At 40.4% G+C, this 24,899-nt stretch carries 30 protein-coding genes; 10 read left to right on the top strand and 20 right to left on the bottom strand.

Annotated elements, in window-relative coordinates; translation table 11 throughout:
* Positions 1–920: 920 nt before the first annotated feature.
* The 4 genes from ACFIMQ_RS05805 to clpB all read right to left on the bottom strand — a co-directional run bounded on the left by ACFIMQ_RS05805 (position 921) and on the right by clpB (position 4,817).
* Positions 921–1,313: a hypothetical protein gene (locus tag ACFIMQ_RS05805; protein ID WP_375615950.1), complete on the bottom strand. Its 393-nt coding sequence runs from the start codon at positions 1,311–1,313 to the stop codon at positions 921–923.
* A gap of 488 nt (positions 1,314–1,801) precedes the next feature.
* Positions 1,802–1,951, bottom strand: coding sequence for a hypothetical protein (locus ACFIMQ_RS05800; protein ID WP_375703579.1), 150 nt, complete (start codon positions 1,949–1,951; stop codon positions 1,802–1,804).
* 27 nt (positions 1,952–1,978) lie between these two features.
* On the bottom strand, positions 1,979–2,152 hold the full coding sequence (locus tag ACFIMQ_RS05795; RefSeq protein ID WP_375615949.1) for a hypothetical protein: 174 nt from the start codon (positions 2,150–2,152) through the stop codon (positions 1,979–1,981).
* Between the two features lie 85 nt (positions 2,153–2,237).
* Complete coding sequence (clpB, locus tag ACFIMQ_RS05790) at positions 2,238–4,817, bottom strand: ATP-dependent chaperone ClpB (RefSeq protein WP_375703578.1); 2,580 nt, start codon at positions 4,815–4,817, stop codon at positions 2,238–2,240.
* A 459-nt stretch (positions 4,818–5,276) separates the two neighbouring features.
* Between clpB and ACFIMQ_RS05785 the strand changes: the two genes are divergently transcribed.
* From ACFIMQ_RS05785 to ACFIMQ_RS05770, 4 genes are all read left to right on the top strand, one after another.
* Positions 5,277–6,308 carry a DUF3472 domain-containing protein gene (locus ACFIMQ_RS05785; RefSeq protein WP_375703577.1) on the top strand — a complete coding sequence of 344 codons (1,032 nt, stop codon included), beginning with the start codon at positions 5,277–5,279 and terminating at the stop codon, positions 6,306–6,308.
* A gap of 2,102 nt (positions 6,309–8,410) precedes the next feature.
* Complete coding sequence (locus tag ACFIMQ_RS05780; protein WP_375615947.1) at positions 8,411–8,782, top strand: helix-turn-helix domain-containing protein; 372 nt, start codon at positions 8,411–8,413, stop codon at positions 8,780–8,782.
* A gap of 383 nt (positions 8,783–9,165) precedes the next feature.
* Positions 9,166–9,315, top strand: coding sequence for a hypothetical protein (locus ACFIMQ_RS05775; protein ID WP_375703576.1), 150 nt, complete (start codon positions 9,166–9,168; stop codon positions 9,313–9,315).
* Between the two features lie 337 nt (positions 9,316–9,652).
* Positions 9,653–10,024, top strand: a complete 372-nt coding sequence (locus tag ACFIMQ_RS05770; protein WP_375615947.1) for a helix-turn-helix domain-containing protein — start codon at positions 9,653–9,655, stop codon at positions 10,022–10,024.
* 121 nt (positions 10,025–10,145) lie between these two features.
* Here the strand turns inward: ACFIMQ_RS05770 and ACFIMQ_RS05765 are convergent, their stop codons facing one another.
* The 14 genes from ACFIMQ_RS05765 to ACFIMQ_RS05700 all read right to left on the bottom strand — a co-directional run bounded on the left by ACFIMQ_RS05765 (position 10,146) and on the right by ACFIMQ_RS05700 (position 18,609).
* Complete coding sequence (locus tag ACFIMQ_RS05765; RefSeq protein ID WP_375615936.1) at positions 10,146–10,325, bottom strand: hypothetical protein; 180 nt, start codon at positions 10,323–10,325, stop codon at positions 10,146–10,148.
* Positions 10,326–10,409: 84 nt separating this feature from the next.
* Entirely contained in the window at positions 10,410–10,598 is a 189-nt protein-coding gene (locus tag ACFIMQ_RS05760; RefSeq protein ID WP_375615946.1) for a hypothetical protein, read from the bottom strand.
* Between the two features lie 403 nt (positions 10,599–11,001).
* Entirely contained in the window at positions 11,002–11,172 is a 171-nt protein-coding gene (locus ACFIMQ_RS05755) for a helix-turn-helix domain-containing protein (protein WP_375615945.1), read from the bottom strand.
* Positions 11,173–11,506: 334 nt separating this feature from the next.
* Positions 11,507–12,118 carry a hypothetical protein gene (locus tag ACFIMQ_RS05750; RefSeq protein ID WP_375615944.1) on the bottom strand — a complete coding sequence of 204 codons (612 nt, stop codon included), beginning with the start codon at positions 12,116–12,118 and terminating at the stop codon, positions 11,507–11,509.
* A 12-nt stretch (positions 12,119–12,130) separates the two neighbouring features.
* Complete coding sequence (locus ACFIMQ_RS05745) at positions 12,131–12,763, bottom strand: MFS transporter (RefSeq protein WP_375703588.1); 633 nt, start codon at positions 12,761–12,763, stop codon at positions 12,131–12,133.
* A 54-nt stretch (positions 12,764–12,817) separates the two neighbouring features.
* Positions 12,818–12,988 (bottom strand): TylF/MycF/NovP-related O-methyltransferase, encoded by a 171-nt coding sequence (locus ACFIMQ_RS05740; RefSeq protein ID WP_375615941.1) that lies wholly within the window; start codon positions 12,986–12,988, stop codon positions 12,818–12,820.
* A 771-nt stretch (positions 12,989–13,759) separates the two neighbouring features.
* Positions 13,760–13,984: a DNA gyrase inhibitor YacG gene (gene yacG / locus ACFIMQ_RS05735; protein ID WP_375703575.1), complete on the bottom strand. Its 225-nt coding sequence runs from the start codon at positions 13,982–13,984 to the stop codon at positions 13,760–13,762.
* 71 nt (positions 13,985–14,055) lie between these two features.
* On the bottom strand, positions 14,056–14,778 hold the full coding sequence (locus ACFIMQ_RS05730; RefSeq protein ID WP_375615939.1) for a Maf family nucleotide pyrophosphatase: 723 nt from the start codon (positions 14,776–14,778) through the stop codon (positions 14,056–14,058).
* Positions 14,779–14,983: 205 nt separating this feature from the next.
* Positions 14,984–15,202, bottom strand: a complete 219-nt coding sequence (gene infA, locus ACFIMQ_RS05725) for a translation initiation factor IF-1 (RefSeq protein WP_007346335.1) — start codon at positions 15,200–15,202, stop codon at positions 14,984–14,986.
* Between the two features lie 640 nt (positions 15,203–15,842).
* Positions 15,843–16,037: a hypothetical protein gene (locus tag ACFIMQ_RS05720; protein WP_375615938.1), complete on the bottom strand. Its 195-nt coding sequence runs from the start codon at positions 16,035–16,037 to the stop codon at positions 15,843–15,845.
* A gap of 185 nt (positions 16,038–16,222) precedes the next feature.
* A complete protein-coding gene (locus ACFIMQ_RS05715; protein ID WP_375615936.1) occupies positions 16,223–16,402 on the bottom strand; it encodes a hypothetical protein in 180 nt (59 codons plus the stop codon).
* A gap of 84 nt (positions 16,403–16,486) precedes the next feature.
* The gene (locus ACFIMQ_RS05710) at positions 16,487–16,675 is read right to left on the bottom strand and encodes a hypothetical protein (RefSeq protein WP_375703574.1); all 189 of its coding nucleotides are present in this window, start codon (positions 16,673–16,675) and stop codon (positions 16,487–16,489) included.
* Positions 16,676–17,864: 1,189 nt separating this feature from the next.
* Positions 17,865–18,446 carry a disulfide bond formation protein B gene (locus ACFIMQ_RS05705; protein WP_375608177.1) on the bottom strand — a complete coding sequence of 194 codons (582 nt, stop codon included), beginning with the start codon at positions 18,444–18,446 and terminating at the stop codon, positions 17,865–17,867.
* A gap of 10 nt (positions 18,447–18,456) precedes the next feature.
* Positions 18,457–18,609 (bottom strand): DUF5993 family protein, encoded by a 153-nt coding sequence (locus tag ACFIMQ_RS05700; protein WP_166428907.1) that lies wholly within the window; start codon positions 18,607–18,609, stop codon positions 18,457–18,459.
* 760 nt (positions 18,610–19,369) lie between these two features.
* Between ACFIMQ_RS05700 and purE the strand changes: the two genes are divergently transcribed.
* Positions 19,370–19,867, top strand: coding sequence for a 5-(carboxyamino)imidazole ribonucleotide mutase (gene purE, locus ACFIMQ_RS05695; protein ID WP_375615935.1), 498 nt, complete (start codon positions 19,370–19,372; stop codon positions 19,865–19,867).
* On the opposite strand, the gene ACFIMQ_RS05690 is transcribed toward purE, so the two are convergent.
* Positions 19,805–20,062 carry a hypothetical protein gene (locus ACFIMQ_RS05690; protein WP_375703573.1) on the bottom strand — a complete coding sequence of 86 codons (258 nt, stop codon included), beginning with the start codon at positions 20,060–20,062 and terminating at the stop codon, positions 19,805–19,807. The genes purE and ACFIMQ_RS05690 overlap by 63 nt on opposite strands.
* A gap of 46 nt (positions 20,063–20,108) precedes the next feature.
* Here ACFIMQ_RS05690 and ACFIMQ_RS05685 point away from each other — a divergent pair, with 46 nt between their 5' ends.
* Entirely contained in the window at positions 20,109–21,191 is a 1,083-nt protein-coding gene (locus ACFIMQ_RS05685; RefSeq protein WP_375703572.1) for a 5-(carboxyamino)imidazole ribonucleotide synthase, read from the top strand.
* On the opposite strand, the gene ACFIMQ_RS05680 is transcribed toward ACFIMQ_RS05685, so the two are convergent.
* Positions 21,165–21,404 carry a hypothetical protein gene (locus ACFIMQ_RS05680; RefSeq protein WP_375703571.1) on the bottom strand — a complete coding sequence of 80 codons (240 nt, stop codon included), beginning with the start codon at positions 21,402–21,404 and terminating at the stop codon, positions 21,165–21,167. The two genes, ACFIMQ_RS05685 and ACFIMQ_RS05680, sit on opposite strands and share 27 nt — an antisense overlap.
* 852 nt (positions 21,405–22,256) lie before the next feature.
* On the opposite strand from ACFIMQ_RS05680, the gene ACFIMQ_RS05675 reads away from it, so the two are divergent.
* The 4 genes from ACFIMQ_RS05675 to ACFIMQ_RS05660 all read left to right on the top strand — a co-directional run bounded on the left by ACFIMQ_RS05675 (position 22,257) and on the right by ACFIMQ_RS05660 (position 24,588).
* Positions 22,257–22,628 (top strand): hypothetical protein, encoded by a 372-nt coding sequence (locus ACFIMQ_RS05675; protein WP_375615932.1) that lies wholly within the window; start codon positions 22,257–22,259, stop codon positions 22,626–22,628.
* Positions 22,625–22,798 (top strand): hypothetical protein, encoded by a 174-nt coding sequence (locus ACFIMQ_RS05670; protein ID WP_375608173.1) that lies wholly within the window; start codon positions 22,625–22,627, stop codon positions 22,796–22,798. Before ACFIMQ_RS05675 ends, ACFIMQ_RS05670 begins: the two co-directional genes overlap by 4 nt.
* Before the next feature lie 748 nt (positions 22,799–23,546).
* A complete protein-coding gene (gene ykgO, locus ACFIMQ_RS05665) occupies positions 23,547–23,672 on the top strand; it encodes a type B 50S ribosomal protein L36 (RefSeq protein WP_013545486.1) in 126 nt (41 codons plus the stop codon).
* A 130-nt stretch (positions 23,673–23,802) separates the two neighbouring features.
* Positions 23,803–24,588, top strand: coding sequence for a tetratricopeptide repeat protein (locus ACFIMQ_RS05660; protein WP_375615931.1), 786 nt, complete (start codon positions 23,803–23,805; stop codon positions 24,586–24,588).
* Positions 24,589–24,899 lie beyond the last annotated feature (311 nt).

The raw sequence follows: 24,899 nt of genomic DNA, 5'->3' as shown, positions 1-24,899 counted from the left end.
AAACAACAGAGAAATCAGATCTCCCATTCTCACCAGATCATCTTACCTATGGACTTTATCCGGTTTAAACATACAATTCCGATTGTATCATTATGATACCTTTTTAGATTTACCTTGTCAAGTTTTTATATTTTTCTTTTAATATTTTTGTTATTTTTTATCAGATTTCTGTCTCTTATGCAAACAGAATGCCCCCAAAAAAACATCATTGTGTTTCTATTTGCGCGGTTGTAAAAATATCTCTTACAGCTTTCCCCATTTCACGAAAGCGCGTATTCACTATATAATCACTCATGATATAATAATGGGAAATTCGCCAATAAATGGTCATCCCTTGTTTTGGCTTCTTTACACTTAAATAAAAGAAGCACGCCAGAACCAGCATATTACCAATATTGCGATAATCTTCTCATAAGAATTTCCTAATCTCCCCACACCTCAAAGAGCGAAAGTTCCGACAAGAACCGAATGATACTTGCACTTCTTTTTCACGGCTCCACATTTTTACGCTTTTACGTCTTTACAGAACAAAGCCAAATGAAACGTCCCCCCTCCACACAACGATTTGATAAAAACAAACAGCATCTCCAACAATAGATTTCTGTAAAGAATCCATAGGAATTTTATCGATCAGATTTAACCCTTAGATTAGTATACAAAACCACATGACAGAAAGTCATTTCCTATAAAAGAAACGGTAAAAACTCTATGATTGCGACAAAATATGAGAAATGGCGAGCAGTAAAAATAATATCTTTTGTCCCCATAACTTTGAAATTATAAACTGAACAAATAATCCTTATTGACTGCATATGTAATTTTACATCTGTAAGTTTTTACAGATTAATTCAATCCCACCGTTTCCCCCAACATCTCATCATGATGATCTACGCTTTTTGGACGCACTGGCAAAGGGGGGATCATCTATTATACGTACGTATATAATAATGTGTTGCGCCATCTAAATCATAAGAAACAAAAGACAATATACCTATCTCTATTCGCGTTATTCTATAAGTCAAAATTACACCGTTTTGCTGTTTTGGTTGATCTGTATAGATCACGGTATATCCATTCCGTCGCAACAGATTAATAAATACAGGAGTAAAGTTGTCTTCTGTGTGACTTTTTGTCACAATAAGTGTTGTTTTAGCGGGCGGCAAAGGTTTTTTAAGATTGTGAACAAAATCGTTAGCAATTAATTTTATATCTGCCTTCGTAATATTTTGGACAACATAACTTGATGAATAATTATTGATAGATGCACACCCCGCCACCAACACAAGCGGTAACGGTAATAAATATTTTGACATCTTAACTCCCCTCGCATTCTCTCTCACGAAGCTCTTACACCAGAAGTAAGAGCAACTTTGCTTATAAATAAAAGTATTAACAACCTATTGATTTGCAATCAAGCGATAAGTAATCAATTTTTCACGAGTAAAAAAATGACACCATCTCTAAGGGCTTTCAAAGTTTATACTTAACATACAAAATACATATATTAAAAGGACTTGACCACCTCCTCACACCTCAAAAAATGGGGGGTCTACCCAACACCATTCTGTGCACAATTCGGCTTCTCTTGGGCGGTTTCTTCTTGGCTTCCTACTCATAACGGTTTACTTCAAAAGACGTGACAGACAAGTCCTGCTTAAGAATACTCATAGCGTTCTAGTGAGTATTACGTGACAATATATTCAAGACACCAACAAGATCTGTATTATTACTGTAGCCGCCAGTCTACCTATGTAAAAGTGATCTGTATTTGGCAGTTTTCTTTAGCAACATAAAACAAATATTAAGATACCGAGTACCAGTCGACAATCCCACGTCCAGTTCTTAAAAACAATTTCCCTCCCAAAGACCAAAGCACCCCACCCAGCATCGCTGCTATCCCACACCGATTTGCAAACAATGCGCTGAAAACAAGCCTAATGGCTTGCAGCAAGCTCCCCTTACCAACCACACATGCAGATCAAATCACCACAGCCGAGTACCAGTCGACAATCCCACGTCCAGTTCTTAAAAACAATTTCCCTCCCAAAGACCAAAGCACCCCACCCAGCACCGCTACCATCCCACACCGATTTGCAAACAATGCGCTGAAAACAAGCCTAATAGCTTGCAGCAAGCTCCCCTTACCAACCACACATGCAGATCAGTCCCCCTTCCTCAAAAGGGCGTACGGTATAATAAGGTTATCACTACGCTTTATACCGTAAATTTTCCCAAATTTATGTTTCGGGTAAAAACGCCAACCGATCACCTTGCTTTTCAATTGTCACCGCCGTCTCGTCGTGAATTTCTCCAAACAAAATTTTCTCTGCGAGAGGATCTTGAATTTCCTTTTGGATAATCCGTTTAAGCGGTCGCGCACCATAAAGGGGATCATAGCCCTTATCAGCAAGGAATTGTCGTACTTCTGGTTTGATATGCAAAGTTATGTTGCGTTCATTAAGCAAATTTTGCAAATGTTGTATCTGGATATCAACGATAGCTTCCATATCCTTGCGTTGCAGCCTCTGAAAAAGGATAATCTCATCGATACGGTTTAAAAACTCCGGACGGAAAGCGGCTTTCACCACATTCATGACCTCACTTTTTGCCTGATCAACGGTTTGACCTTCAGGCAAAGCAGTTAAGAACTCAGCACCAAGATTTGAGGTCATAATCAACAAAGTGTTACGAAAGTCGACAGTTCTGCCTTGGCTATCCGTCAAGCGCCCTTCATCCAACACTTGCAACAAGAGATTAAAGATATCAGGATGGGCTTTTTCAATTTCGTCAAACAGAATGACCTGGTACGGTCTTCTACGTACAGCCTCGGTCAGCACTCCCCCTTCTTCATATCCGACATATCCGGGAGGAGCCCCAATCAGCCTCGCCCCAGCATGTTTTTCCATATATTCTGACATATCAATACGCAACATGGCATTGGGGTCTTGGAAGAGAAAAGCGGCCAGAGCTTTGGTTAATTCGGTTTTTCCCACCCCCGTAGGTCCCAAAAACATAAAAGACCCCAGCGGACGGTTAGGATCTTGCAGCCCCGCACGCGCACGCCGTACAGCGCGTGCAACAGCTTGAACAGCTTCTCCCTGCCCCACGACACGGGTTGTAATTTCATCTTCCATCCGCAAGAGCGCCTCACGTTCTGCCTCCAGCATACGATCTACGGGAATTCCGGTCCAGCGTGAAACGATGCGTGCTACATGTTCAGCCGTCACCGTTTCTTCGACGAGATGATTTTGTTGGTCATCATTTTCAGCTAAAGTCAATTGTTTTTCGAGTTCAGGGATAACACTATAAGCCAGTTCTCCAGCGCGTTGGAATTGACCATCACGTTGAGCAATAGCCAAAGCATTGCGCGCTTCTTCGAGTTGTTTTTTCAAATCGGCAGCATGCCCTAATTTTTGTTTTTCGGCCTGCCAAGCACTTGTCATCTCAGCGGACTGTTGTTCCAATGTTTTGAGTTCTTCCTGCACATTTTTCAAACGTTCTTTTGCTGTTGGCTCGACATCTGTTTTCAAAGCTTCCCGTTCGATTTTCAACTGTAAAATACGCCGATCAAGGGCATCGAGTTCTTCCGGCTTTGAATCGACCTGCATACGCAACCGCGCAGCCGCTTCATCGATCAGATCAATCGCTTTATCCGGCAAGAAGCGATCCGTAATATAGCGTGAAGAAAGCTTTGCAGCTGCAATTAAAGCACTATCAGCCAAACGAACTTTGTGATGTTGTTCGTATTTTTCCTTAATACCGCGCAAGATAGAGATAGTATCTTCCAAAGAGGGTTCAGGTACAAAGACAGGTTGAAAGCGGCGTGCCAAAGCAGCATCTTTTTCGACATATTTTCGATATTCATCAAGGGTTGTAGCGCCTACGCAATGGAGTTCTCCACGTGCAAGAGCAGGCTTTAACAAATTAGAAGCATCCATAGGACCGTCGGATTTTCCAGCTCCCACGAGATTGTGCAATTCATCAATAAAGAGGATAATTTGTCCATTTTCGGCTTGCACTTCAGCCAAGACAGCTTTAAGGCGTTCTTCGAATTCTCCACGATATTTTGCGCCTGCAATAAGCGCGCCCATATCGAGCGCATAGAGTTGTTTATCACGCAAAGTTTCCGGCACATCCCCATTGATAATGCGCAGAGCTAACCCTTCCACAATGGCGGTTTTTCCCACCCCAGGCTCACCAATCAGCACCGGATTATTTTTCGTCCGCCGTGAAAGCACCTGAATGGTCCGTCGAATTTCTTCTTCCCGTCCAATAACAGGGTCGAGTTTTCCTTCACGGGCATCTTTTGTGAGATCCCGGGCATATTTTTGCAAGGCATCATATTGTCCTTCGGCATGGCGGCTTGTTGCTGTTTTCCCTTTCCGCAGCGCATTAATTGCCTGATTAAGCGCTTGCGGGGTCACCCCTGCATTTTTCAAGATATCGGCTGTTTTTGCGGACTTTTCCATCATAAGCGCTTGCAACATGCGCTCCACAGTCACAAATTGATCACCCGCTTTTTGCGCGAGTTCCTCAGCGAGCGCGAAGACTTTTGCCACCGGCTGCGAGAGATAGAGTTGTCCATTTCCCCCCTGCACTTTTGGCAAAGCCTCGAGAGCTTCTTTCAGCGTCTTTTGAATAAGAGTAAGATCACCCCCTGTTTTTTGGATAAGCGATGCTGCCAATCCTTGAGAATCATCTAACAACACTTTCAACAGATGCTCCGGCATAAATTGCTGATGATCAGAAGCAAGAGCGCTATTTTGTGCTGATTGTAAAAAACCCTGCACGCGTTCGCTATATTTTTCCAAGTTCATTTTTTTTCCTTAAATCTCAAGCCATCACCACACTTTAACCTCTCCAATATTCCACAAAAGAAACATCCAGAAAGGATTATCCAGCCTCTAAAAAACACCGCGAAAAAAGCAGCAAGAAGAAGAACCATAGTGCTAAAAAGAATATGGGTTTCTACAAGCCTCATAGCAAGAGGGAGAAAAAAAATACGCTATCATTTTAAATAAAAACCGCAACTTTTCTCATACCCCCCCATCATCACTCCCCTTTTTAAACCATCACCCCTAAATTCCACCATTAAAACTTAAATTTGAACAGCAGAAAAGGAGCATGCAAAAACACTTTAAACAAAGTAGTCTTTACAGCATATAGTTTAGAGTAAACATTAAAGTATTTTCTATATTTTTACTTAACAAATCATTGAATATATGATTTAATACTTATAAAGTTACACTATTTTTATTAAGATAGAGGATTTGAGTATGTACCATACTGTAAAAAAGGTTATTTTAATACTTTTATTCCTTCTGATAAGTAAACCAAGCTATGCCATTTTTGCCGGCAAAGTTATTGCAATAGAGCATGAATGGCTTAAAAATGCATCATTTGATCTATTTATTTTCACCCAGCAAGTAAATTACGATGGTGGGCCTAACTCCATCTATTTCTGGGGAAATAAATTTGAATTCCAAAATGGAAAAAGTGGACAAATTGGTTTTTTCAACAGGAGCGGCCGTACCATTCATTTTTCTATCTGGAATGCAACGGGATGGAAAGGTAATACATGTAAGCATTTTACTCAGGAAGGTTCAGGAGTACGATGTGAAATCAAGTTTCCATGGGAGATGGGACGCAGATATCAATTATATGTTGAAAAAAATGGAAATCTAGTTACTGCGACAGTAGTCGATTTTATAACGGGTAAACAAGTGGATATTGGGACCATAGAAGTACCAAATACATTTGGCCAATTCCGTAAATCTTCAAGTTTTGTTGAAGACCATTCTCGTTGGAAGAGACATCTCTCCTCCTGTTATGATTTAAGTCCGCAAAGTTCGATTTTTTTTGAGCCTCAAGGCATAAAACAAAACAAGATACACGAAACGATTCTGAAAGCTTCTAATCAAGGAAAGTGTCAAGATTCTGACTTCATCCAAACATCATGTACATCCAACTTTTGCATGACAAGTATAAGCGACTTTGGAGGTTTAGCCTCGCCTACTACTAAACCAGAAATACCCATTTCCAATGGGAAAGATCTATCTGCAGAAACAATTTCTAACGTTTTGAAACAAAAAGAGCTTGTCGTTATTCGTTCAAAAAATCGTTCTTGGGCACCCAATATCTTTTTGCCATCTCCTGATTCATTTAAGTGGAAATCAATCTTTATAGATCATCTAGCGGCTTACAGTTCTACACTTCACACCACTCACGGCACACAAAAGATAACCAAGGGTCAAAAGATTATGTATATGTCTGATGGAAAAACTTGGAAAATTACGAAAAAAAACTAACTTTTTTCTTCTTGATAAGCCCCTCACTCCCCTTTAAAAATAAATGGGGGTGAGGGAGTTTTTTTCATTTCCCCACCACGGCTCCCTTTCCCAGTTATTTTTTCGAGCTCTGCTCTCATCCCATCGTCCCCTTTAGCTCACCTCATCACCATACTTTCCAGGGTATTTTCTCCACCTTCACCTTCTCTCAAAGCCCCACACCCTTTAATAAAAGCCTCACCTCCCTCTTCTATCACCCTCACACCATCCCTTCACGCCCTCCCTTTGCACTACCCCCGCCTCTTATCCACGCCCTCCCTTTGTGCATAGGCACTCTCTCCATTCCACCCCCCACTTTTTCTCTCCCATCACACACTTACAACTTACAGCACTCTTCATCCCAGCTTCCCTCCTCGATTCACAAGCTCGTTCTCCCAAATCCTTTCACCCCATCCATGCCAGACAAAAGCCCAACGTGACCTCAAAATTAGCTCACCTCATCACCATACTTTCCAGGGTATTTTCTCCATTCTCATCCTCTCTCAAAACTACAACACTCTTTAATAAAAGCCTCACCTCCCTCTTCTATCACCCTCACACCATCACTTCACGCCCTCCCTTTGCACTACCCCCGCCTCTTATCCACGCCCTCCCTTTGTGCATAGGCACTCTCTCCATTCCACCCCCCACTTTTTCTCTCCCATCACACACTTACAACTTACAGCACTCTTCATCCCAGCTTCCCTCCTCGATTCACAAGCTCGTTCTCCCAAATCCTTTCACCCCATCCATGCCAGACAAAAGCCCAACGTGACCCTAAAACACGCACAACACATAAATCCATAAATCCTCCGCTTCACTTTTACAGATTCACATTTTTACGTTTTTACACATTCACAGAAAACAGCCAACGAAAAATTCACCACCCCGCACCGCTCGATAAACACTGATCCGTAAACAATCCAGCTTCTTATCTAGGGAAGGACTACTGATCACTTCATATAATTATCACCACCCCTCAAAAGAGGCGTTATCAGACAAGACAAATAAGCCCTTCCTCCAAATATTCTCCACATACTCTTCTCCAGAAAATGCATTTAAGACCCCTTTTCATCCCAGCTTTCCCCACTCCATTCACAAATGCGTCCCCTAGTTTTCTGACCACATTCCACGCCATGGTAAAAGCATACACACAGTACAAATCCTCCGCATTATTTTACGAATATACGTTTTCACGCTTTTACGTTATTACAGAAGTCAGCCAAATAAAATTTCCACATCACCACCCCGCACCGCTCTGTAAACACTGTTCTGAAAACGAACCCAGCTTTTTGCCTAGTCCCCTTACAGTCTTCAGACTACCCTCCTCAAACGACAGCACTTCATCAGGCTCAACAAATCAAAGCCCTATCATGAATATTCAAGCTCTTCACTCCCCCTTCAAATAGCGCCGTTTTACGGTATAACAGAATAGAAAATTTTTCATTTTTCTTGCCAATCTTCTGAAATTACTTTATCACTTAAAGTGTAATTTTGATCGTCCACGCAGCGATCAAGAGGGAAGACAAGCCCTAAACCCTAGCGTACAATTGAGCCTACTTTTGTGGGTATCCCGGGATTCCGGGAGTTTTTGCTATGTCCAGGTGCGTTTCCGCACTAAAAGCAAAAAAACTGACTCGGATTCAGTACTTTTAGACTCCCGGAATACCAATGCGAGGGCGCTCGCAACCGGAAGGGGGCTTGAAGTGCCAACTAAAAATCCAAATTTTATCGACATTCTGATAGGTAAAAGCGCGATTTATAATCCATATTTCGCACTTTTTTAAAAAGTACCCAATTTTATAGTCTTTGAGATTATTTTCATTTCTCTTGCCAATCTCCTGAAATTGCCTTATGAATAAATACTGTAAGTTTGGTCATATACGCGACGACCAATAGGGAACTGAAAACCCGAAGACTTGACACATGAATTTATCCCGCTTTGCGGGTATCCCGGAATTCCGGGAGATTTTGCTATGTCCAGGTGCGATGAGCACTAAAAGCAAAAAGCTGAGTCAAGTCAGTGTTTTCAGACTCCCGGAATACCAATGCGAGGGCGCTCGCAACCGGAGGGGGGGCTTGAAGTGCCAACTAAAAATCCACATTTTATCGACATTTTGATAGGTAAAAGAATCCGCCACAGACGCATTTCAATAGGGCTTTCCCAAAAAGAATTAGGAAGCTATTTAGGTGTCAGTTTCCAACAAATCCAAAAGTATGAAAAAGGCTTCAATCGTGTAAGCGTAGGATGTTTACTCAAAATCGCCCAAAAACTGGAAGTTCCTATAAGCTTTTTTTATGCAGACATTGCTACAAAAGAAGATATCTCAACAAAAGAAAATACCCCACACCGTGATCAAGAAACCTATAGCGAAAAAGAACACACCCTTTTGAAAAATTTTAGAGAGCTCAAACCAAAAAAACAGAAGGCAATCTTGTGGTTGATTTCTGATTAAGCAAAAACGCAGGCACCAACATTATTCGTTAATCCCTCTAAAATATAAGCTTCAGATCACGCCCCCTCAAAGGAGAGTGCTTCAAAAGGCGCTACAAACAAGCCCACCCCTAAAATATTCAACACACACGCGCACATACCTAGATACGGAAATTGATATGCCTGATATCAACCTCAAAAAGCATTTTTTCACAGCATAAGAGGATAATTCTTGAGATCCAAAAATATTTTCATTTTCTTGCCAATCTTCTGAAATTACTTTATCACTTAAAGTGTAATTTTGATCGTCCACGCAGCGATCAACAGGGAGCTAAAAGCCCTAAACCCTAACGTACAATTGAGCCCACTTTTGCGAATATCCTTAGAATTCCGGGAGTTTTTGTTATGTCCAGGTGCTTTTCCGCACTAAAAGCAAAAAGCCGAGTCAAGTCAGTGTTTTCAACCTCCCGGAATACCAATGCGAGGGCGCTCGCAACCGGAGGGGGGCTTGAAGTGCCAACCAAAAATCCAAATTTTATCGACATTTCTGATTAAGCAAAAGACGCGATTTATAATCCATATTTCGCACTTTTTTAAAAAGTACCCAATTTTATAGTCTTTGAGATTATTTTCATTTCTCTTGCCAATCTTCTGAAATTACTTTACAAATTAAAAAATGTTTTTTGATCGTCTACGCAGCGATCAAGAGGGATTCAAAAACCCTAAGCTCTAGCGTAAAATGAGCCCACTCTTGTGGGTGTCCCGGAATTCCGGGAGTTTTTGCCATGTCCAGGTGCTTTAAGCACTAAAAGCAAAAAAACTGACTAGAGCTCAGTATTTTGACTCCCGGAATACCAATGCGAGGGCGCTCGCAACCGGAGGGGGGCTTGAAGTGCCAACTAAAAATCCACATTTTATCGACATTTTGATAGGCAAAAGAATCCGCCACAGACGCATTTCAATAGGGCTTTCCCAAAAAGAATTAGGAAGCTATTTAGGTGTCAGTTTCCAACAAATCCAAAAGTATGAAAAAGGCTTCAATCGTGTAAGCGTAGGATGTTTACTCAAAATCGCCCAAAAACTGGAAGTTCCTATAAGCTTTTTTTATGCAGACATTGCTACAAAAGAAGATATCTCAACAAAAGAAAATACCCCACACCGTGATCAAGAAACCTATAGCGAAAAAGAACACACCCTTTTGAAAAATTTTAGAGAGCTCAAACCAAAAAAACAGAAGGCAATTTTGTGGTTGATTTCTGATTAAGCAAAAACGCAGGCACCAACATTATTCGCTAATAGAGCCAATACCCTAAAGTATAAGCTTCAGATCATCCCTCCTCCAAACAACGCTGTTTCATCAGGCACGATAAGCAAATCCTACCTCCTCACGTCATCTTCATCCCACCACCACCTCTTGGACACACCATCCTAACCTGTTCATACTCTCCTCCATTCCCTCTCTTCTCGAGCCAACGCCTTCCCTCCTCTTCATCTCGGGCTTTCCATTCCATCCGCAAACTCTTCTCCCCTCTCTCTTCATCCTCCATTCTTACACACCCATTCACAACATGCTCCACCCCCTCACTTCTATCCTTGACGCACCTCTTCCATTCTGCCCCCATTTTTTATATTTCCTCTCCCAATACATTTTATCTAAGCCACTCTCCATTTATATTGTTCTCCCCCCCATTTCTCAAATACTCCCATCCACACGCCGCCTCTTCATCCCAATTTCCCCCCTTAATAAACTCTTCATCCACGCCCCCCAACCTTCTCACCCCATTCCATGCCATGACAAAATCATACACCACGCATAAAACCGCAGCTTCCTTTCTCACGGTTCCACATTTTTACGCCTTTACAGAACAAAGCCCAATGAAACGCCCACCCCTCCACGCAGCTCTATCAACAACGCTCTACACCCCAGCTTTTTACCCAGCCCCCTTACAAACTTCAGAGCCTCTCCTCAAACGAACAGTGTTTATGGCATAATAAGGTAAGTGAAATATATTAAAGTGATCACGCGCCTCTACCTTATCCATTATCCATCGACAAAAATGCGACCAACACGAACTGCTTTAAAAAAGCTTTTCAAAAAATTCTAAAACAGAAAAACGCTCATCATCTAAAAAAATGGCAAAGCAGTGCGTTTTGCACATCATCCACCTTTACTGAAGCAAAGAAGCCCCATCAGTCATCAATCCATCCCACCTAAAGTTTCCATGCCTGATATCGCCGCCCTCAAACAACGGTGTTTATAGCATAGGATAAAAAGGAGATATGAACATCGAATATATTGGCGATTTCCAGCAAACGTCCAACCTCTACGCGGTTTATACCTTTTTCATATTTTTGAATTTGTTGGAAGCTTACGCCTAATTTTTTCCCCAATTGTTCTTGAGAATTTCCCATGAAATTTCTTCTATAATAAATTTTTTTCTTATAAAAATATCATGAGAATGCGGATTTTTATCTCGCACGTTTACCTCCCCAACTGAGTGCGAGCCCCCCTCGCATTGGTATTCCGGGAGTCTAAAAGTACTGAATTATAGTTAGCTTTTTGCTTTTAGTGCTGAGAAGCACTTAAACATAACAAAAACTCCCAGAATCTTATTCCCCCCACATAACGGCTTAAATTTAACGCTATAGCGTTAAAAAGGCTGGTTCACCCTTATGTTGCGTTACCTTCATACTCCTTGAAGCTAGGAAAAATGAGTTAAAACACTTAACTGAATTAACGAGCCAATCATTCAGTACAAACAACTGACGACAAACGGTTCACCAATATCCTGATAGCCAATAAACAGCATAATCCAATCCATCCAGAAAGAAGGAACAATTTTCCAGCCGAAGTGTGACCTAAAACAAACGCTCCAACAAAGGGCGCCACCAACATCGCTAAATTTTGTACAGACTGTACCCATCCGGAAGCGATCCCAATTTGTTCATTGAAATTGGTTACCAGATAAATGTTAGAAGATATGAAAAAGCGAGCACTGACCATTCCAATGAGGAAAAAACAAAGCAACAAAATCTCAATATGGAGTAAATCAAAGTAAAAAAAGCACACTGAGATCATGACAAAACAAACCATTGTTGACATTGCTGGCATTAACAACTCAGATATTTTTCCTGTAAGGGGTTTATGCTTTGATTTTTTCACACGCCAAAACCCATAGAGAAAATTACCAATCGCTGAAGCAGATACCAGCATTCCAAGAGTCTGTTTATTCATTTTCATTGTACTGAGAATAACGGGCAACTGATTATTCACCATAAAGACCATGGCAAAATAAATGAACATCACCCCCACATAGGCATACCAAGTTGTCCCATAAAGTCTCTGCTGTAATTTCATGGTATTTGCTATTCACACCTGATGATTTAGGATATGGTTCAACGTTCTTTGGATTGCTTTTTTTATCATGAGTGACGAGACAGGTTGTGCACCAAGACAACAAAACACGATAAAGCCTAGGAATGTCAAAAATCCCGAAAATAATAAAGTATAGGTATCTGATAAAAGCACAGACAAAGCACTTCCCAAAGCAGGTCCGATCATCTTTGCTGCGCTATTGATCATGTTAAGCACAGAATAGTAATGGTTGCGTTCTTTTTCAGGAACAGAATTTGCACTGAGAACAGAAATTGCTGGAATAGCGATACTATTGAATGTTGCTCGAATGACTGCCAATACTATAAATCCTTGCAGACTCGTAGCCATTAATAAAACGACAGTACAGAGTTCCCGTAACAACAGTGGCGCCCGCAACCAATGGATCATAGAACGGTGACTGACCACCATTCCAATTGGCTTAGACAGAACGATACCAGGGAATAATGTTGCCGCTCCAATCAAAGCGACGTCATATTGATCAGCTTTCCAGTAAAACACAGATACGGTCAAAATCACGATATAATCAATCCACCCCCCAAAGGACACTAAGCCATTACCCAATAAAAGCATAAACAAGCGATTTTTTGTTGCCCCATCTCTTTGCACCAAAACACCCCCTTCCTTTTCGTTAGCAATACTGATTGGATTATCAATTTTCCCTCACACCCTAAAGGCATCAACGACCTTCCAGCAACTGAGCCATTTATCATCATCAATGATAACAAAACCACCAATGGTAAGTGTTGGATATATATGTATTAAAACATCCATCGTTGACTGATCCCACTCTGCGTCTATATCAATGACGCTAAACCGGCAATCAGAAAGCAACTAAGGTAATGGCTCTGTAGACCATCTTTTGAGAAACATCACATTTTCTTCAGCCATTCACAACACCGAAAATTTTCTTGTACGTCATCAAACGGCGCCGAGCAATTGAGGTTATACGATAGAAAAGCTAAAATTAATTATTACAAATATCATTCTTTCAAGTGACTGACGAAGATTTTTTTACTTCTATGATTTTCAGGATAATTGTCTCAAAAAAGGTATTTATTACAGATCCAATTTGAACAAGTGATAATTTTTATTTAATATGACTGACAATTTACTGTTTTTTGTTGGTATTTATGAAGAGTTAAAAAGAAAATATTTAAAACTACAGTTAACGCCAATGCCTTCAAATGCCTAAATGTCCTCTGCTCAAAACAGCCAATCTTCTCGTGCCCCCTCAGCAGCAAAACAACCAGACTAAGCATTATCTCCTCAGCTGCTCCCTATTTCTCACCACTCAATCTTTTCCCCAATCCTCTAAACCAAAAGGCTCAGATATTTCTTTAACCGCAGCCCCTCTCTTCTCAAACTAAAGCTTCTCTCCAACGCCACACGAAAAATATCTCACTCAAGCCTCTCCGCGCTAGAACAAACAGCGCCCATCCCTTCAGCTTTCACACAGAATTAAAAAGAAAATATTTAAAACTACAGTTAACGCCAATGCCTTCAAATGCCTAAATGTCCTCTACTCAAAACGGCACCCATCCCTTCAACTTTCACACAAAAAAGTTTTCTAAGCATTTGCTCCTCAAAAGACATGCCTCTTCTTTACTCTTCTTCATCACTTACTTGTGGAGGAGGTGGTAAGATATAAGCACCCGAAAGCCACCGATTTAGATCAATGGCTCGACAGCGTGTGGAACAAAAAGGATAAGAAGATTTTTGAGACATTTGACCACAAATAGGACAAGGATGCGGTGGGCGATGAGAGGTCTCTTTTTGTAAATTAGGCTCTTTTTGTTTTTGGGACACCTTTGTTATTGGCTTCTTCATTAATTTTGCTTCTATTTGTTTTCATATTTTCTTTTTGTTGCTTTTTACCTTGCATTGGCTCTACAGACCGATCAATCTTTCTCATGCGTTTCTTCAGCCCAGTGGGAGAAAAGTGGATAGTGATAAGCGGTCAAGAGATCGGCTGTTTCAGCCAAAGGCAATCCCACGACATTAGAATAAGAACCCGTGATATGGACAACAAAAGCCCCTGCTTTGCCTTGGATAGCGTAGCCACCCGCTTTGCCTTGCCATTCTCCTGAAGCAAGGTAAGCCTTCATCACGGCAGAGGTTAAGCGTCTAAAACGAACACGACTTTCAACCAATTTTACGGTTATTTTTCCACGTTCATTCAAGGCACAAATAGCGCCATAAACCTTGTGCGAACGCCCAGAAAGGTATCGTAAACATTCATAAGCCTCATCCTCGCCTTCCGGTTTGGGGAGAATGGTCCGCCCAACAGCCACCACCGTATCAGCCGCCAAGATAATCATTTTCTGTCCATGTAATTTTTCTTGACCATTCTGCAATTCGTCTTGACCATTCTGACTATACCAGCGCGAAATTTTTTGGGCTTTCAGCGCTTTTTCTTTTGCCAAACGTTTAGCAAGGTTTGCAGGATGTTCTTTTAATTTTGGCGTTTCATCAATATCGCTTGCATAAACCTGCTGCGGATCAATCCCTATTTGCGCCAAGAGCGCTAAACGCCTTGGCGAAGCGGAGGCAAGCACCAAATGAATTTCTTGCGCAAGAGTATCTGCCAAATGTTTTTTCCCCCACTCTCTTATATTTCTCATTTCCACCCCTTCACAATCGGCTTTGCTCTTACCCCATTTTAAGCGCCATGGATCTCCTTATCCTTTTTCCGCATTGATTTTACAATTTTTCAATGTCCTTTAAACACTCACCTTTTTCACGCATAAAAAGCAACTTCAAAGAGATGTTAAAAAATATAAAAATAATATTATGACTTTTACAAAAAAGCGCAAGCCGTCCATTAGGCTACTTATAACGGTACGTAATGCGTCCTTTTGTCAAATCATAAGGTGTCATTTCCACCATGATTTTATCCCCCACTAACACCCGAATACGATTTTTTCGCATTCTTCCAGCGGTATGAGCAATAATTTCATGATCATTTTCCAGTTTTACACGAAACATCGCATTAGGTAAGAGTTCAGTAACGATACCAGAAAATTCTAAAACTTCTTCTTTTGACATAAACAATCATTTCCTTTACAGTGCGCATATTTTGTTAAGCTGCGCGTTATTTTCCAGCGTTCATACCCTATTTTCTTAAGTTTGTGAATAAAAATTCAACAAGAAGGAAAAGGTTTTTCTTTCACATTCCCCAAAAACGTCACGCCACACTTTGGAAAAACAAAACTTTATCCTCTCAAATTTTACCCGCCACTTTTCTCCAATTTTTATAATAATCGTGTATAGAGTAACGAGAAATTCCGCTCAATCCTCACCTCCATCAACCTTTTTTCTAATGCCTCTAAACATCCTCCACGACTTAAAAGCAATCCAAGAGCCCTCCAACGTTCTCTCTCCTTCGCCTTCCACAACCGAAAGATTGTCCGCTCAAGCAGATAAAAGCACCTCCTCCATACCCGATAAGAACCTTCTCTCCTTTTCTCAAAACATCCTCCATTCTTTACACACCCATTCACAACATGCTCCACCCCCCTCACGCTATCCTTTATGCACCCCTTCCATCCTGCACCCATTTTTTATATTTCCTATCCCAATACACTTTATCTAAGTCACTCTCCATTTATATTGTTCTCCCCCCACTTCTCACACACTCCCATCCACACGCCGCCTCTTCATCCCAACTTCTCCATTCCCAAACTCTTCACCCACGCCCCCCAACCTTCTCCCCTCTCTCTCCATCCTCCATTCCCCCCTTTCCTCTCCCATCAACGCACGGACTTTTCATCCCAATTTCCCCCTTAATAAACTCTTCCTCCACACACTCCAATTTTCTCACCCCATTCCATGCCATGACAAAAGCATACACCACGCATAAAACCGCAGCTTCCTTTTTCACGGTTCCACATTTTTACGCCTTTACGCCTTTACAGAACAAAGCCCAATGAAACGCCCACCCCTCCACGCTGCTCTATCAACAACGCTCTACACCCCAGCTTTTTACCCAGCCCCCTTACAAACTTCAGATCATCCCTCCTCCAAACAACGCTGTTTCATCAGGCACGATAAGCAAATCCTACCTCCTCACGTCATCTTCATCCCACCACCACCTCTTGGACACACCATCCTAACCTGTTCATACTCTCCTCCATTCCCTCTCTTCTCGAGCCAACGCCTTCCCTCCTCTTCATCTCGGGCTTTCCATTCCATCCGCAAACTCTTCTCCCCTCTCTCTTCATCCTCCATTCTTACACACCCATTCACAACATGCTCCACCCCCTCACTTCTATCCTTGACGCACCTCTTCCATTCTGCCCCCATTTTTTATATTTCCTCTCCCAATACATTTTATCTAAGCCACTCTCCATTTATATTGTTCTCCCCCCCATTTCTCAAATACTCCCATCCACACGCCGCCTCTTCATCCCAATTTCCCCCCTTAATAAACTCTTCATCCACGCCCCCCAACCTTCTCACCCCATTCCATACTATGACAAAAGCATACACCACGCATAAAATCGCAGCTTCCTTTTTCACGGTTCCACGTTTTTACGCTTTTACAGAAATCAGAAAATCTGTACAAAATTCATTCGATGACGACGTTTTAAACAACCATCTTTAAAATCTCGAACACCAGTATTTTCACTTAAATTATAGATACAAACCACCCTGTTATTTTATTGACCAGCATAAAATTTTAACAAATTTTAGCTCTTAAGAGGGACCATAAGAAGCGTTTTACGACTCTTTAAAGAACTTTTATCCACATGCGGTAATTTTTTTATGGCATACAAGAGTATATTTTATCGCTTCACTCTAAAAAAGTCTGCAATCGAAAAACTTCTTCGATTGTCTCACTCAACATTCACAACGATAAATTGTCCGTATAAGTCAATGTTTTTTTAAGAAAGAATCATCAGCAAAACGTAAGAAGAAGAATCATCCAAATGCTTGTTTCTAAAACAAAAGCTTCACACTGAAATTGAAAGGAAACATCTAAAAATGAAATAAAAAAAAAGGTTTGTCTCTAAAAACAAACCTTTATAGAAAATTATTCAAATAACTTTCAAAATCTCACCTCTAAAAGCACTAAAAATACTTCAGAAGCACCAAAATGAATACAAAGATCTATTTAATATAATGTAAAAAAAAATCAAGAAAAAAAAATTTTATAGTTAATTCTCCCCTAAAAAATAAAGCTCCATGACTTGTGTACAAGTTGGCTGCTCGACAGCATCCAAGATCAACCCTTTCAACACTGCTATACTGATGCATCTTAACAAAACCCAATAAGAAAATCTTACTTAAAAAAGATCAAATGCAAACGCTTATAAAGTCCAGCGTCTCCATAAAAGATCGTTTTTGATTATCTAAAATATTGATGCAATGTCTTTCCATTTCCCCCTCCCCACACTTCAAAGGAAGGAGATTTCTACCAGTCACTGGTCCGTCAACAGTCCAGCTTCTGTCGGCGGGTTTCTATTGCTGACCACACACAGAGACGAGGGGGGTAGAGGCGGTTCACTTCATAGGCGCGATAGACAAAGCCCTACCCTGAAGACCTGATCACGATATCTAAAAACACTTAATGTAAAGCTTATTATGTCTTATATCACCGCTCTAAACAACACTGTTTTACGGCATAATAGGACAAAAAAGAAGCGGACTTTTGAACATTTCCGCTTCTTTAAACAATAAAATTACGATGAGAGATTATTTAAAAATTTCAAGACTCTGAAGAGAACCAATTTGATAACAATTCATACCTTACAGGATCATCAGCGCATTGTCCCCCACCACATTCCAGTATAGTAGAAATCAAATTTGCCGCAATTAAAAATACAAATAAGAAACTTGCTGTTTTACTCAATATTGGAAAAGGAGAAAATTCTTTAAACTTGTGCGCCAATTCACTTAAAATCATGACGAACGATACAGCAAAGATACAAAGAACAGAAATAATAAAAGCCCAAGTATAAAAATGTAATCCAAAGAACGTTGAACCATATCCCAAATCATCTGGTGTAATATGCAAAAACACCTGCCGTGCCGCAATGATACTGGTTACCATACAACCGAGGATAACCATGCCATAATGGGTATTTTTCACCTTATGGTGAATATTGAGCAAGAACCCGCATCCTGCAAGCATCAATCCAACGCGCTGCAGCAAACAAAGGGGACAAGGCAACTCAAACTTTACCAATTGATAATAAAAGGCCACCACCAAAACAACGGATAATCCGATGAGTCCTAGCGTATTCATAAATATAACGAAATGAGGATTTTTTTGTTCAACATGTTCCATGGCTATTCTCTCAAAAAGATAGATTTAAAGTAGAAGTTGCGTGATGATTAAAAGTGAGAAGAATGACAACGAATAAAATGGCCCACAACACATAACTTATATTTTTTTTGCCATATACAGTAGTTACTGCAGTACCTAGAGCGATTAAAAACGGAAAAAACATAGCTTTTAAATCTCCTTTCTTAACATTGAGGGTTTAACTCTTATTGCTGAGTATTCACCATATTACAAAATTGGGCAAAAAAGAGACAATGAATTTATTATTCACAATTCATCATTCACTTTCATTGTCATAATACTTTTATGAAGAAATGATAAAATATATAATCCCCTAAAAACACCTCTCAGCCAAAGCGTTGCTTATTGGTTTCCCTTACATCAGCAACGATAGAGCATATTTTCCCCCATAAAAGAATTACCTAAACAGCAAAATAATCAGCCTTTGAAATTGAGAGAAAAAGATCTCTCTTTTTTCTCAAAAGAATATACTTATTCGTAACACACTTTTGCCATAAAAATCTCTTTTTCATCATAAACAATATTTTAAATTGCACGACACATTACATAATATGGAAACAGTACTTATTTTAGCAAATAAAAAATGAGAATATTTTTTGAAAACCTTACCATCAATAGCTTTCTGGCGATGTATTTTCCCTCTTTCCTGAGGAAATGACAAAATGACAATCCGGCAACCTAACGGCTTCACGGTTCAACATGTTGAACACCGCATCTTAAAGAACAGTGCTTTATGCGTCTTAATATTCTCATTTTTCATCTCTTGTATCCTCTTTAAATTTTTATCTTTCAATCTTATTTGAAAAATAACTATTTTCTATCATCAATTGGCTTTGCAAAAAGAATATAAAACTCTTAAAAAATGATGAGAAAGAATCGCATTGAACATTTGAAAAGGATGGAGAATGACAAAAAAATCATGTGATGTCGCGATTTTAATGGGGAGCCAATCGGATTGGCAAACGATGTGCCATAGTGCAGATATTTTGACGAATCTTGGTATTTCTCATAGTTCGCATATTGTCTCAGCACACCGAACTCCTGAACGCCTTTATCAATTTGCAAAAGAAGCAAAAGAAGCAGGATTTAAAATCTTAATTGCCGGTGCAGGGGGAGCAGCCCATCTTCCTGGCATGTTAGCAGCACTCACTCCCCTTCCTGTTTTTGGCGTTCCAGTGCACTCACACTCTCTTTCGGGTCAAGATTCCTTACTTTCAATCGTGCAAATGCCAGCAGGAATACCCGTTGGCACATTAGCCATTGGTAAAGCAGGCGCAATTAATGCAGCTCTTTTAGCCGCAGCCGTTATGGCCGTTTATGACCATGATCTCGCACAACGATTACAAGATTGGCGTCAACAACAAACAGCCAATGTCGCACAAACGCCGGTAACAGAGGTTTAAAATGGCAGCGTTCTCCAACACTACCCCCTCATCCAACATCACCCCCTCATCCAACACTACCCCCTCATCCAACACGCCCCTCTCATCCAACATCACCCCCTCATCCAACACGCCCCTCTCATCCAACATCACCCCCTCATCCAACATGCCCCTCTCATCCAACACGCCCCTCTCAGCCAACACCTCCTCAGCCAACACCTCCTCAGCCAACACCTCCTCAGCCAACACTACCTCATCCAACATGTTACCTCCAGGAAGCGTTATTGGTTTAATTGGTGGCGGACAATTGGCACGTATGTTAGCCATAGCGGCAGCAGAATTAGGATTTCGAACCGTTATTTTTTGCCCTGAAGCAGATTGCCCAGCGGCTCAAACCGCAAACAATCATATTGTTTCCTCCTATGATGATATATCAGCCTTAGATCATTTTATTTCTCAGTGTGATGTTGTCAGTTATGAATTTGAAAATCTTTCGCTTCAAACGGTTCAATATGTAGAAAAGAGCAAGCCTGTTTATCCCTCTTCGAAAGCTTTAGAGATCACGCAAGATCGACTTTTTGAGAAACAATTTTTGCATAATCAAGGAATTGGCACCGCGTCATGGCATGCTGTTGACAATTCTTCTTCTCTTCTTTCCGGTCTTAATGCATTGGGCGGACGTGGTCTTTTAAAGACGCGTCGTTTTGGTTATGACGGAAAAAACCAGATCAAGCTTGATCACCCAGATGAACAAACCCTTGACGAAGCCTTAAGGACTTTTCAGGAACAGCCTTGTATTTTGGAAGAAATAGTTCCTTTTTTATCGGAAATTTCGGTTCTTTCGGCACGTACAAAACAAGGGGAACATATTTTTTATGATTGCCCTGAAAATCAACACAAAAATGGTATTCTTCATAAGTCCTTTGTTCCATCACATATTCCACCTGAGGTGCAAAAAGCAGCACAAGAAATCAGCTTAACAGTTATGGATGCCCTCAATTATGTTGGTGTTCTTTGCATTGAATTTTTTGTCTTAATGGATGGTAATCTGTTAGTGAATGAATTAGCGCCGCGTGTGCATAATTCTGGTCATTGGACACAAAAGGCGTGCATAACTTCACAATTTGAACAACATATCCGTGCTATTTGCGGACTTCCTTTGGGCAGCACCTACCGCCATAGCGATTGCCAAATGACAAATCTCCTTGGGAACAATCTCAGCACTTTAAAATATTTTCTCACACAAGAGCGCACATCAATCCATTTATATGGCAAAAGCTCTTCCCATCCCCACCGCAAAATGGGGCATATCATCCAATTACTGGGACCAGCCAACAAATCTTAAGCCCACATATATACAAATACTTTTTCCCCAAATGAACTGAAAAAACAACTTCTCCACTCCACCGATATCCAGCGGCTCAAAGCGCCCCTCACCTTTTAATTCGCCCCTGAAAAGGCGTGAAGCCCTCCTACAAGCTCCTTCTCTTCCATGCCCCCTCAAAGACACAAAAACCACACCAATCAACAATCCAACAGCTCCTCTTCCTTTTCTCAAAAACATCTCCCCACAACTAAAAGTAATTCACCACCCCCCAACTTCCCCTCAACGGATATCTTGCACAGCATAAATATTTCCCCATACTATAAAGTCGTCCTCTTCACTTCCCTTTTAATTCCAATCTTTAGGCCTTTTAATTCCAACTTTAGGGGATAAACTTTCCTCTTGCACCTATAGAGAGCACTCTAACAATGCGTTCTCATTGCCTCTAGTCTCCCTTCTTGTGTTCATTTTTTCACAAAAGTGCCAAGCGCGCACCCCGCACCACTCCTGACCTCCACGTCAAAGATATAGTTACAGTACTAAGCTTATCCATCACAGAAATTTCCTCTCACAAGGCGATATTACCTGTATCGTATTTTCTAGGGCTTGAAGCGTCTCTCCTTGTTTCATTTCGCGATAAAGCTTAAAAGAGCAGATGTAAATACACTCCACACTGAAAGAAAACCGTAAATTTATCTTACGCTCAAAAACACCAGCCGTTTAAAATATCACTCACTTTAAACATTTGTAATATTTGTCACCTTCGTTATGTCTATCGCCTTCGTTCTTTCCCCTATCAAGTTACATTATTCAAATTTGCGCGCCTAACAGCGCTCAAGGACGAAGATTCCTGTGCCGATCTGCCAACAATCAAGCTTCTCTTAAGTAAATTCTAGCCAATATGAACACTTCATATTAATTGTACATGTTTCATAATAATAAAAGGGACGATACGCTACAGAGGTAGCAGGTCATTCGTATTATATTATAACAAGTACAGAAATCTTCTTTTCATCTCATATCTGAGAAACTGAGTTATTCACTTTATCAAAAGACAAAACATTCAAGAAACAAACGAATATCAACATGCCAAAAACAAACTTATCAAATGCATCGTCAAAAGAACAAAATGATAGATATCCTCAATGGGATTTAGTCCTTGATATCCAAAAAGAAGTTAAGGAAACAATAAAGGCTGGTGTTGTTTCACTGGGAGAATTTATATTCATAATCTTTATAAGCATTTGTTTATACATTTTCCTCTCAATATTAGGCCATGCAGATAAACCTCAAATGGATACTGCAAGTTTAATCGGGCTGATATGCGGATTAATTCTGTATGGTTCGATACCAATCTCTTTGGTGCTACGGATCATAGTAAAGAAGAAACTGAAAAAAGTAATGAAACAACTAGACGAAACGGTTGCTAATCAAAATATAATAAGGAGAGAAAAATGATTGAAGCTATAATATTAGGGCGCATTTTAGGGATCATTGTCGGTTGTGCAATAATAACATTATCCGTTTGGTTGGTTTATTCTACTATTAAATATCGAAAACTGTACCGTAAAGCGCTTACAGGACTAAACTTAGCAAATCAAAAATGTAATAAAGGAATTAATAAATAAAAAAATCGTGAAAAACGTGGTATTAAGAATACCATAATTCTTATTTTCATATTTCTAGACGTATTTAATGTGATTACCAGTTATTGAGGGAGCATATTGGGGGTATGAGACTTTTCGTAAGGGAGCATTTGAAACTATAGGCATAATATTATATGCGTATAGCAAATACAAGGAACAATTCCAACGGCTCCCTCCCTCGATTTCCCCTACTTCAAGCATTTCAGCCGGCACACGCGCCTGACAGAGCTTCACGAGACACAACAAGCCCTGCATTTTAAGAAGAACAACCTCGCCCCTCCTCAAAGACAAACCACCCCCTTCAACATCCCACCCCTGACAGGGCTTATTTGTTCAAAGCCGAGAGGTTTTTATCTTATTTCCACTTTTAGTACTTCATTTTGCTTTTTACTCAATATTTTTTACCTTCAAAGAAACCATTAACACACCCTAAGGAATTTGTAATATACCCTTGACAAGAATAAGACTTCTTGTTAGATTTCCCTTACTTTTTTGCAATTTTCACTTATTCATTGTGCTGATAAAGTGTTTTAATGCGTACTTTAAGAGTGCGCTTTTCTTTTTGTGATCACAGTGAAAAAGTGTATCGTGTGATATTATGATGCAAGTACGATATCGTAATGCAATGCTCATAGAGTAAGCAGTCTATTGGGGTTGTAATATTGTGTTTTCGTATTTTAATATTGTATTATAGTATTGTGTTAAGTAAACTGTTTAAACGGTGAATATGATGAAAATTAAAAATTCGCTTAAAGCACTAAAGGAGCGCCACCGTAACAATCGTTTGGTGCGTCGTAAAGGTCGTATTTATATCCTCAATAAAACGAACCCGCGTTTTAGAGCACGTCAGGGCTAATTCTTTCAGAGCTAATGTTTTTATGCCTACCTTAATTGTAGGCATGAAAGATTTTTTCTTGAGATTTTTTGGGGTTGCAAGTCCATTGTTTGATAATGTGTGGTAATTTATCTTTTGAGGGCTTGTTTTTATGGATTTTTCTATTTTTTTAAAAGCTTTTTGTTTTTTTCAGCTGGTTTTTTTCTGTATTTTCCAGCGCATTTTTTTGCTTTCTTTTGTTGGCATTTTTTGTTTTATTTCTTCCTGTTATGGGCAAAATCCTCCTTCTCTTCCTGAAGATCGACCTTCTCCACAATCGCTTTTACCGTTAGAAGATCTTATTCCCAATTCTTCTCCCCCTTCCTCAACGCCCTCCGATTCTGATTCCTCGGCGGTTATTCTTGAAGATCTTGACAAAGAGCAGCTTTCCCATGTTGATAGAATTAAGCAACGCAAAGAAGCAGAAATTTCACGTTTACTCAAAGAATTGAAATATTGTGCGGATGTTGCTAACGCGAAGAAGATCAGTCAACAACTTCAACATTTGTGGTCCCAATCGGGGAGTGAGACGATTGATCTTTTGATGTCATGGGCTGAAAATGCACTTAACAGCGACGATTATGGACTTGCGCTTGATTATATTGATAATGTTCTTGCGCTTTTACCTACTCACGCTGAAGCTTGGATAAGACGCGCTTGGATTCACATTCAACTGAACGATTTCAAACTTGCCCTGCTTGATCTCAACCATGCTCTTGAGCTTGAGCCGCGCAATTATAGTGCCTTTTTTGAACTTGGCGTTGCCATGGAAGCGACAGAGCGTCCGAAACTTGCTCTTAAAGCTTATGAAACAGCATTAGATTACTATCCACAAATGCGCAGGATTCAAAAGCGCGTGCAAGCTCTGTTAGACGAACAATCACCACAAGCTCTTTGAAACCATTCAAGAACGAGACACTTTACGACATCCTTTCAAACCTAGATAAGACGCAAGCCGGCTTCACATTCCACTCAATAAACTAAAAGCCCCCTGCTTATAACCACACATCCCCCATACACAATTCACAGTGCCTTTTTTGAAACTTAGCCATTACCATGGAAGCAACAGAGCGTCTAAAACTTGGCTCTTAAGATTGATGAAACAGCATTAGATTACACTCCACAAATGCGGAGGATTCAAAAGCGCGTGCAAGCTCTGTTAGACGAACAATCACCACAAGCTCTTTGAAACCATTCAAGAACGAGACA

Source organism: Bartonella sp. AD13SXNS (genome assembly GCF_042196465.1).
Lineage (GTDB): Bacteria > Pseudomonadota > Alphaproteobacteria > Rhizobiales > Rhizobiaceae > Bartonella.
This window is presented reverse-complemented; position numbering and strand designations above follow the sequence as displayed.

Coding starts and splice junctions, on each gene's coding strand:
- ACFIMQ_RS05730 (WP_375615939.1), bottom strand. CDS start 14,778: ATGAGAAATATAAGAGAGTGGGGGAAAAAACATTTGGCAGATACTCTT.
- ACFIMQ_RS05685 (WP_375703572.1), top strand. CDS start 20,109: ATGTTACCTCCAGGAAGCGTTATTGGTTTAATTGGTGGCGGACAATTG.
- ACFIMQ_RS05675 (WP_375615932.1), top strand. CDS start 22,257: ATGCCAAAAACAAACTTATCAAATGCATCGTCAAAAGAACAAAATGAT.
- ACFIMQ_RS05775 (WP_375703576.1), top strand. CDS start 9,166: ATGTCCAGGTGCTTTTCCGCACTAAAAGCAAAAAGCCGAGTCAAGTCA.
- ACFIMQ_RS05785 (WP_375703577.1), top strand. CDS start 5,277: ATGTACCATACTGTAAAAAAGGTTATTTTAATACTTTTATTCCTTCTG.
- ACFIMQ_RS05660 (WP_375615931.1), top strand. CDS start 23,803: ATGGATTTTTCTATTTTTTTAAAAGCTTTTTGTTTTTTTCAGCTGGTT.
- purE (WP_375615935.1), top strand. CDS start 19,370: ATGACAAAAAAATCATGTGATGTCGCGATTTTAATGGGGAGCCAATCG.
- ACFIMQ_RS05755 (WP_375615945.1), bottom strand. CDS start 11,172: ATGGGAAATTCTCAAGAACAATTGGGGAAAAAATTAGGCGTAAGCTTC.
- ACFIMQ_RS05670 (WP_375608173.1), top strand. CDS start 22,625: ATGATTGAAGCTATAATATTAGGGCGCATTTTAGGGATCATTGTCGGT.
- ykgO (WP_013545486.1), top strand. CDS start 23,547: ATGAAAATTAAAAATTCGCTTAAAGCACTAAAGGAGCGCCACCGTAAC.
- ACFIMQ_RS05700 (WP_166428907.1), bottom strand. CDS start 18,609: ATGTTTTTTCCGTTTTTAATCGCTCTAGGTACTGCAGTAACTACTGTA.
- infA (WP_007346335.1), bottom strand. CDS start 15,202: ATGTCAAAAGAAGAAGTTTTAGAATTTTCTGGTATCGTTACTGAACTC.
- ACFIMQ_RS05750 (WP_375615944.1), bottom strand. CDS start 12,118: ATGAAATTACAGCAGAGACTTTATGGGACAACTTGGTATGCCTATGTG.
- ACFIMQ_RS05805 (WP_375615950.1), bottom strand. CDS start 1,313: ATGTCAAAATATTTATTACCGTTACCGCTTGTGTTGGTGGCGGGGTGT.
- clpB (WP_375703578.1), bottom strand. CDS start 4,817: ATGAACTTGGAAAAATATAGCGAACGCGTGCAGGGTTTTTTACAATCA.
- yacG (WP_375703575.1), bottom strand. CDS start 13,984: ATGAAGAAGCCAATAACAAAGGTGTCCCAAAAACAAAAAGAGCCTAAT.
- ACFIMQ_RS05705 (WP_375608177.1), bottom strand. CDS start 18,446: ATGGAACATGTTGAACAAAAAAATCCTCATTTCGTTATATTTATGAAT.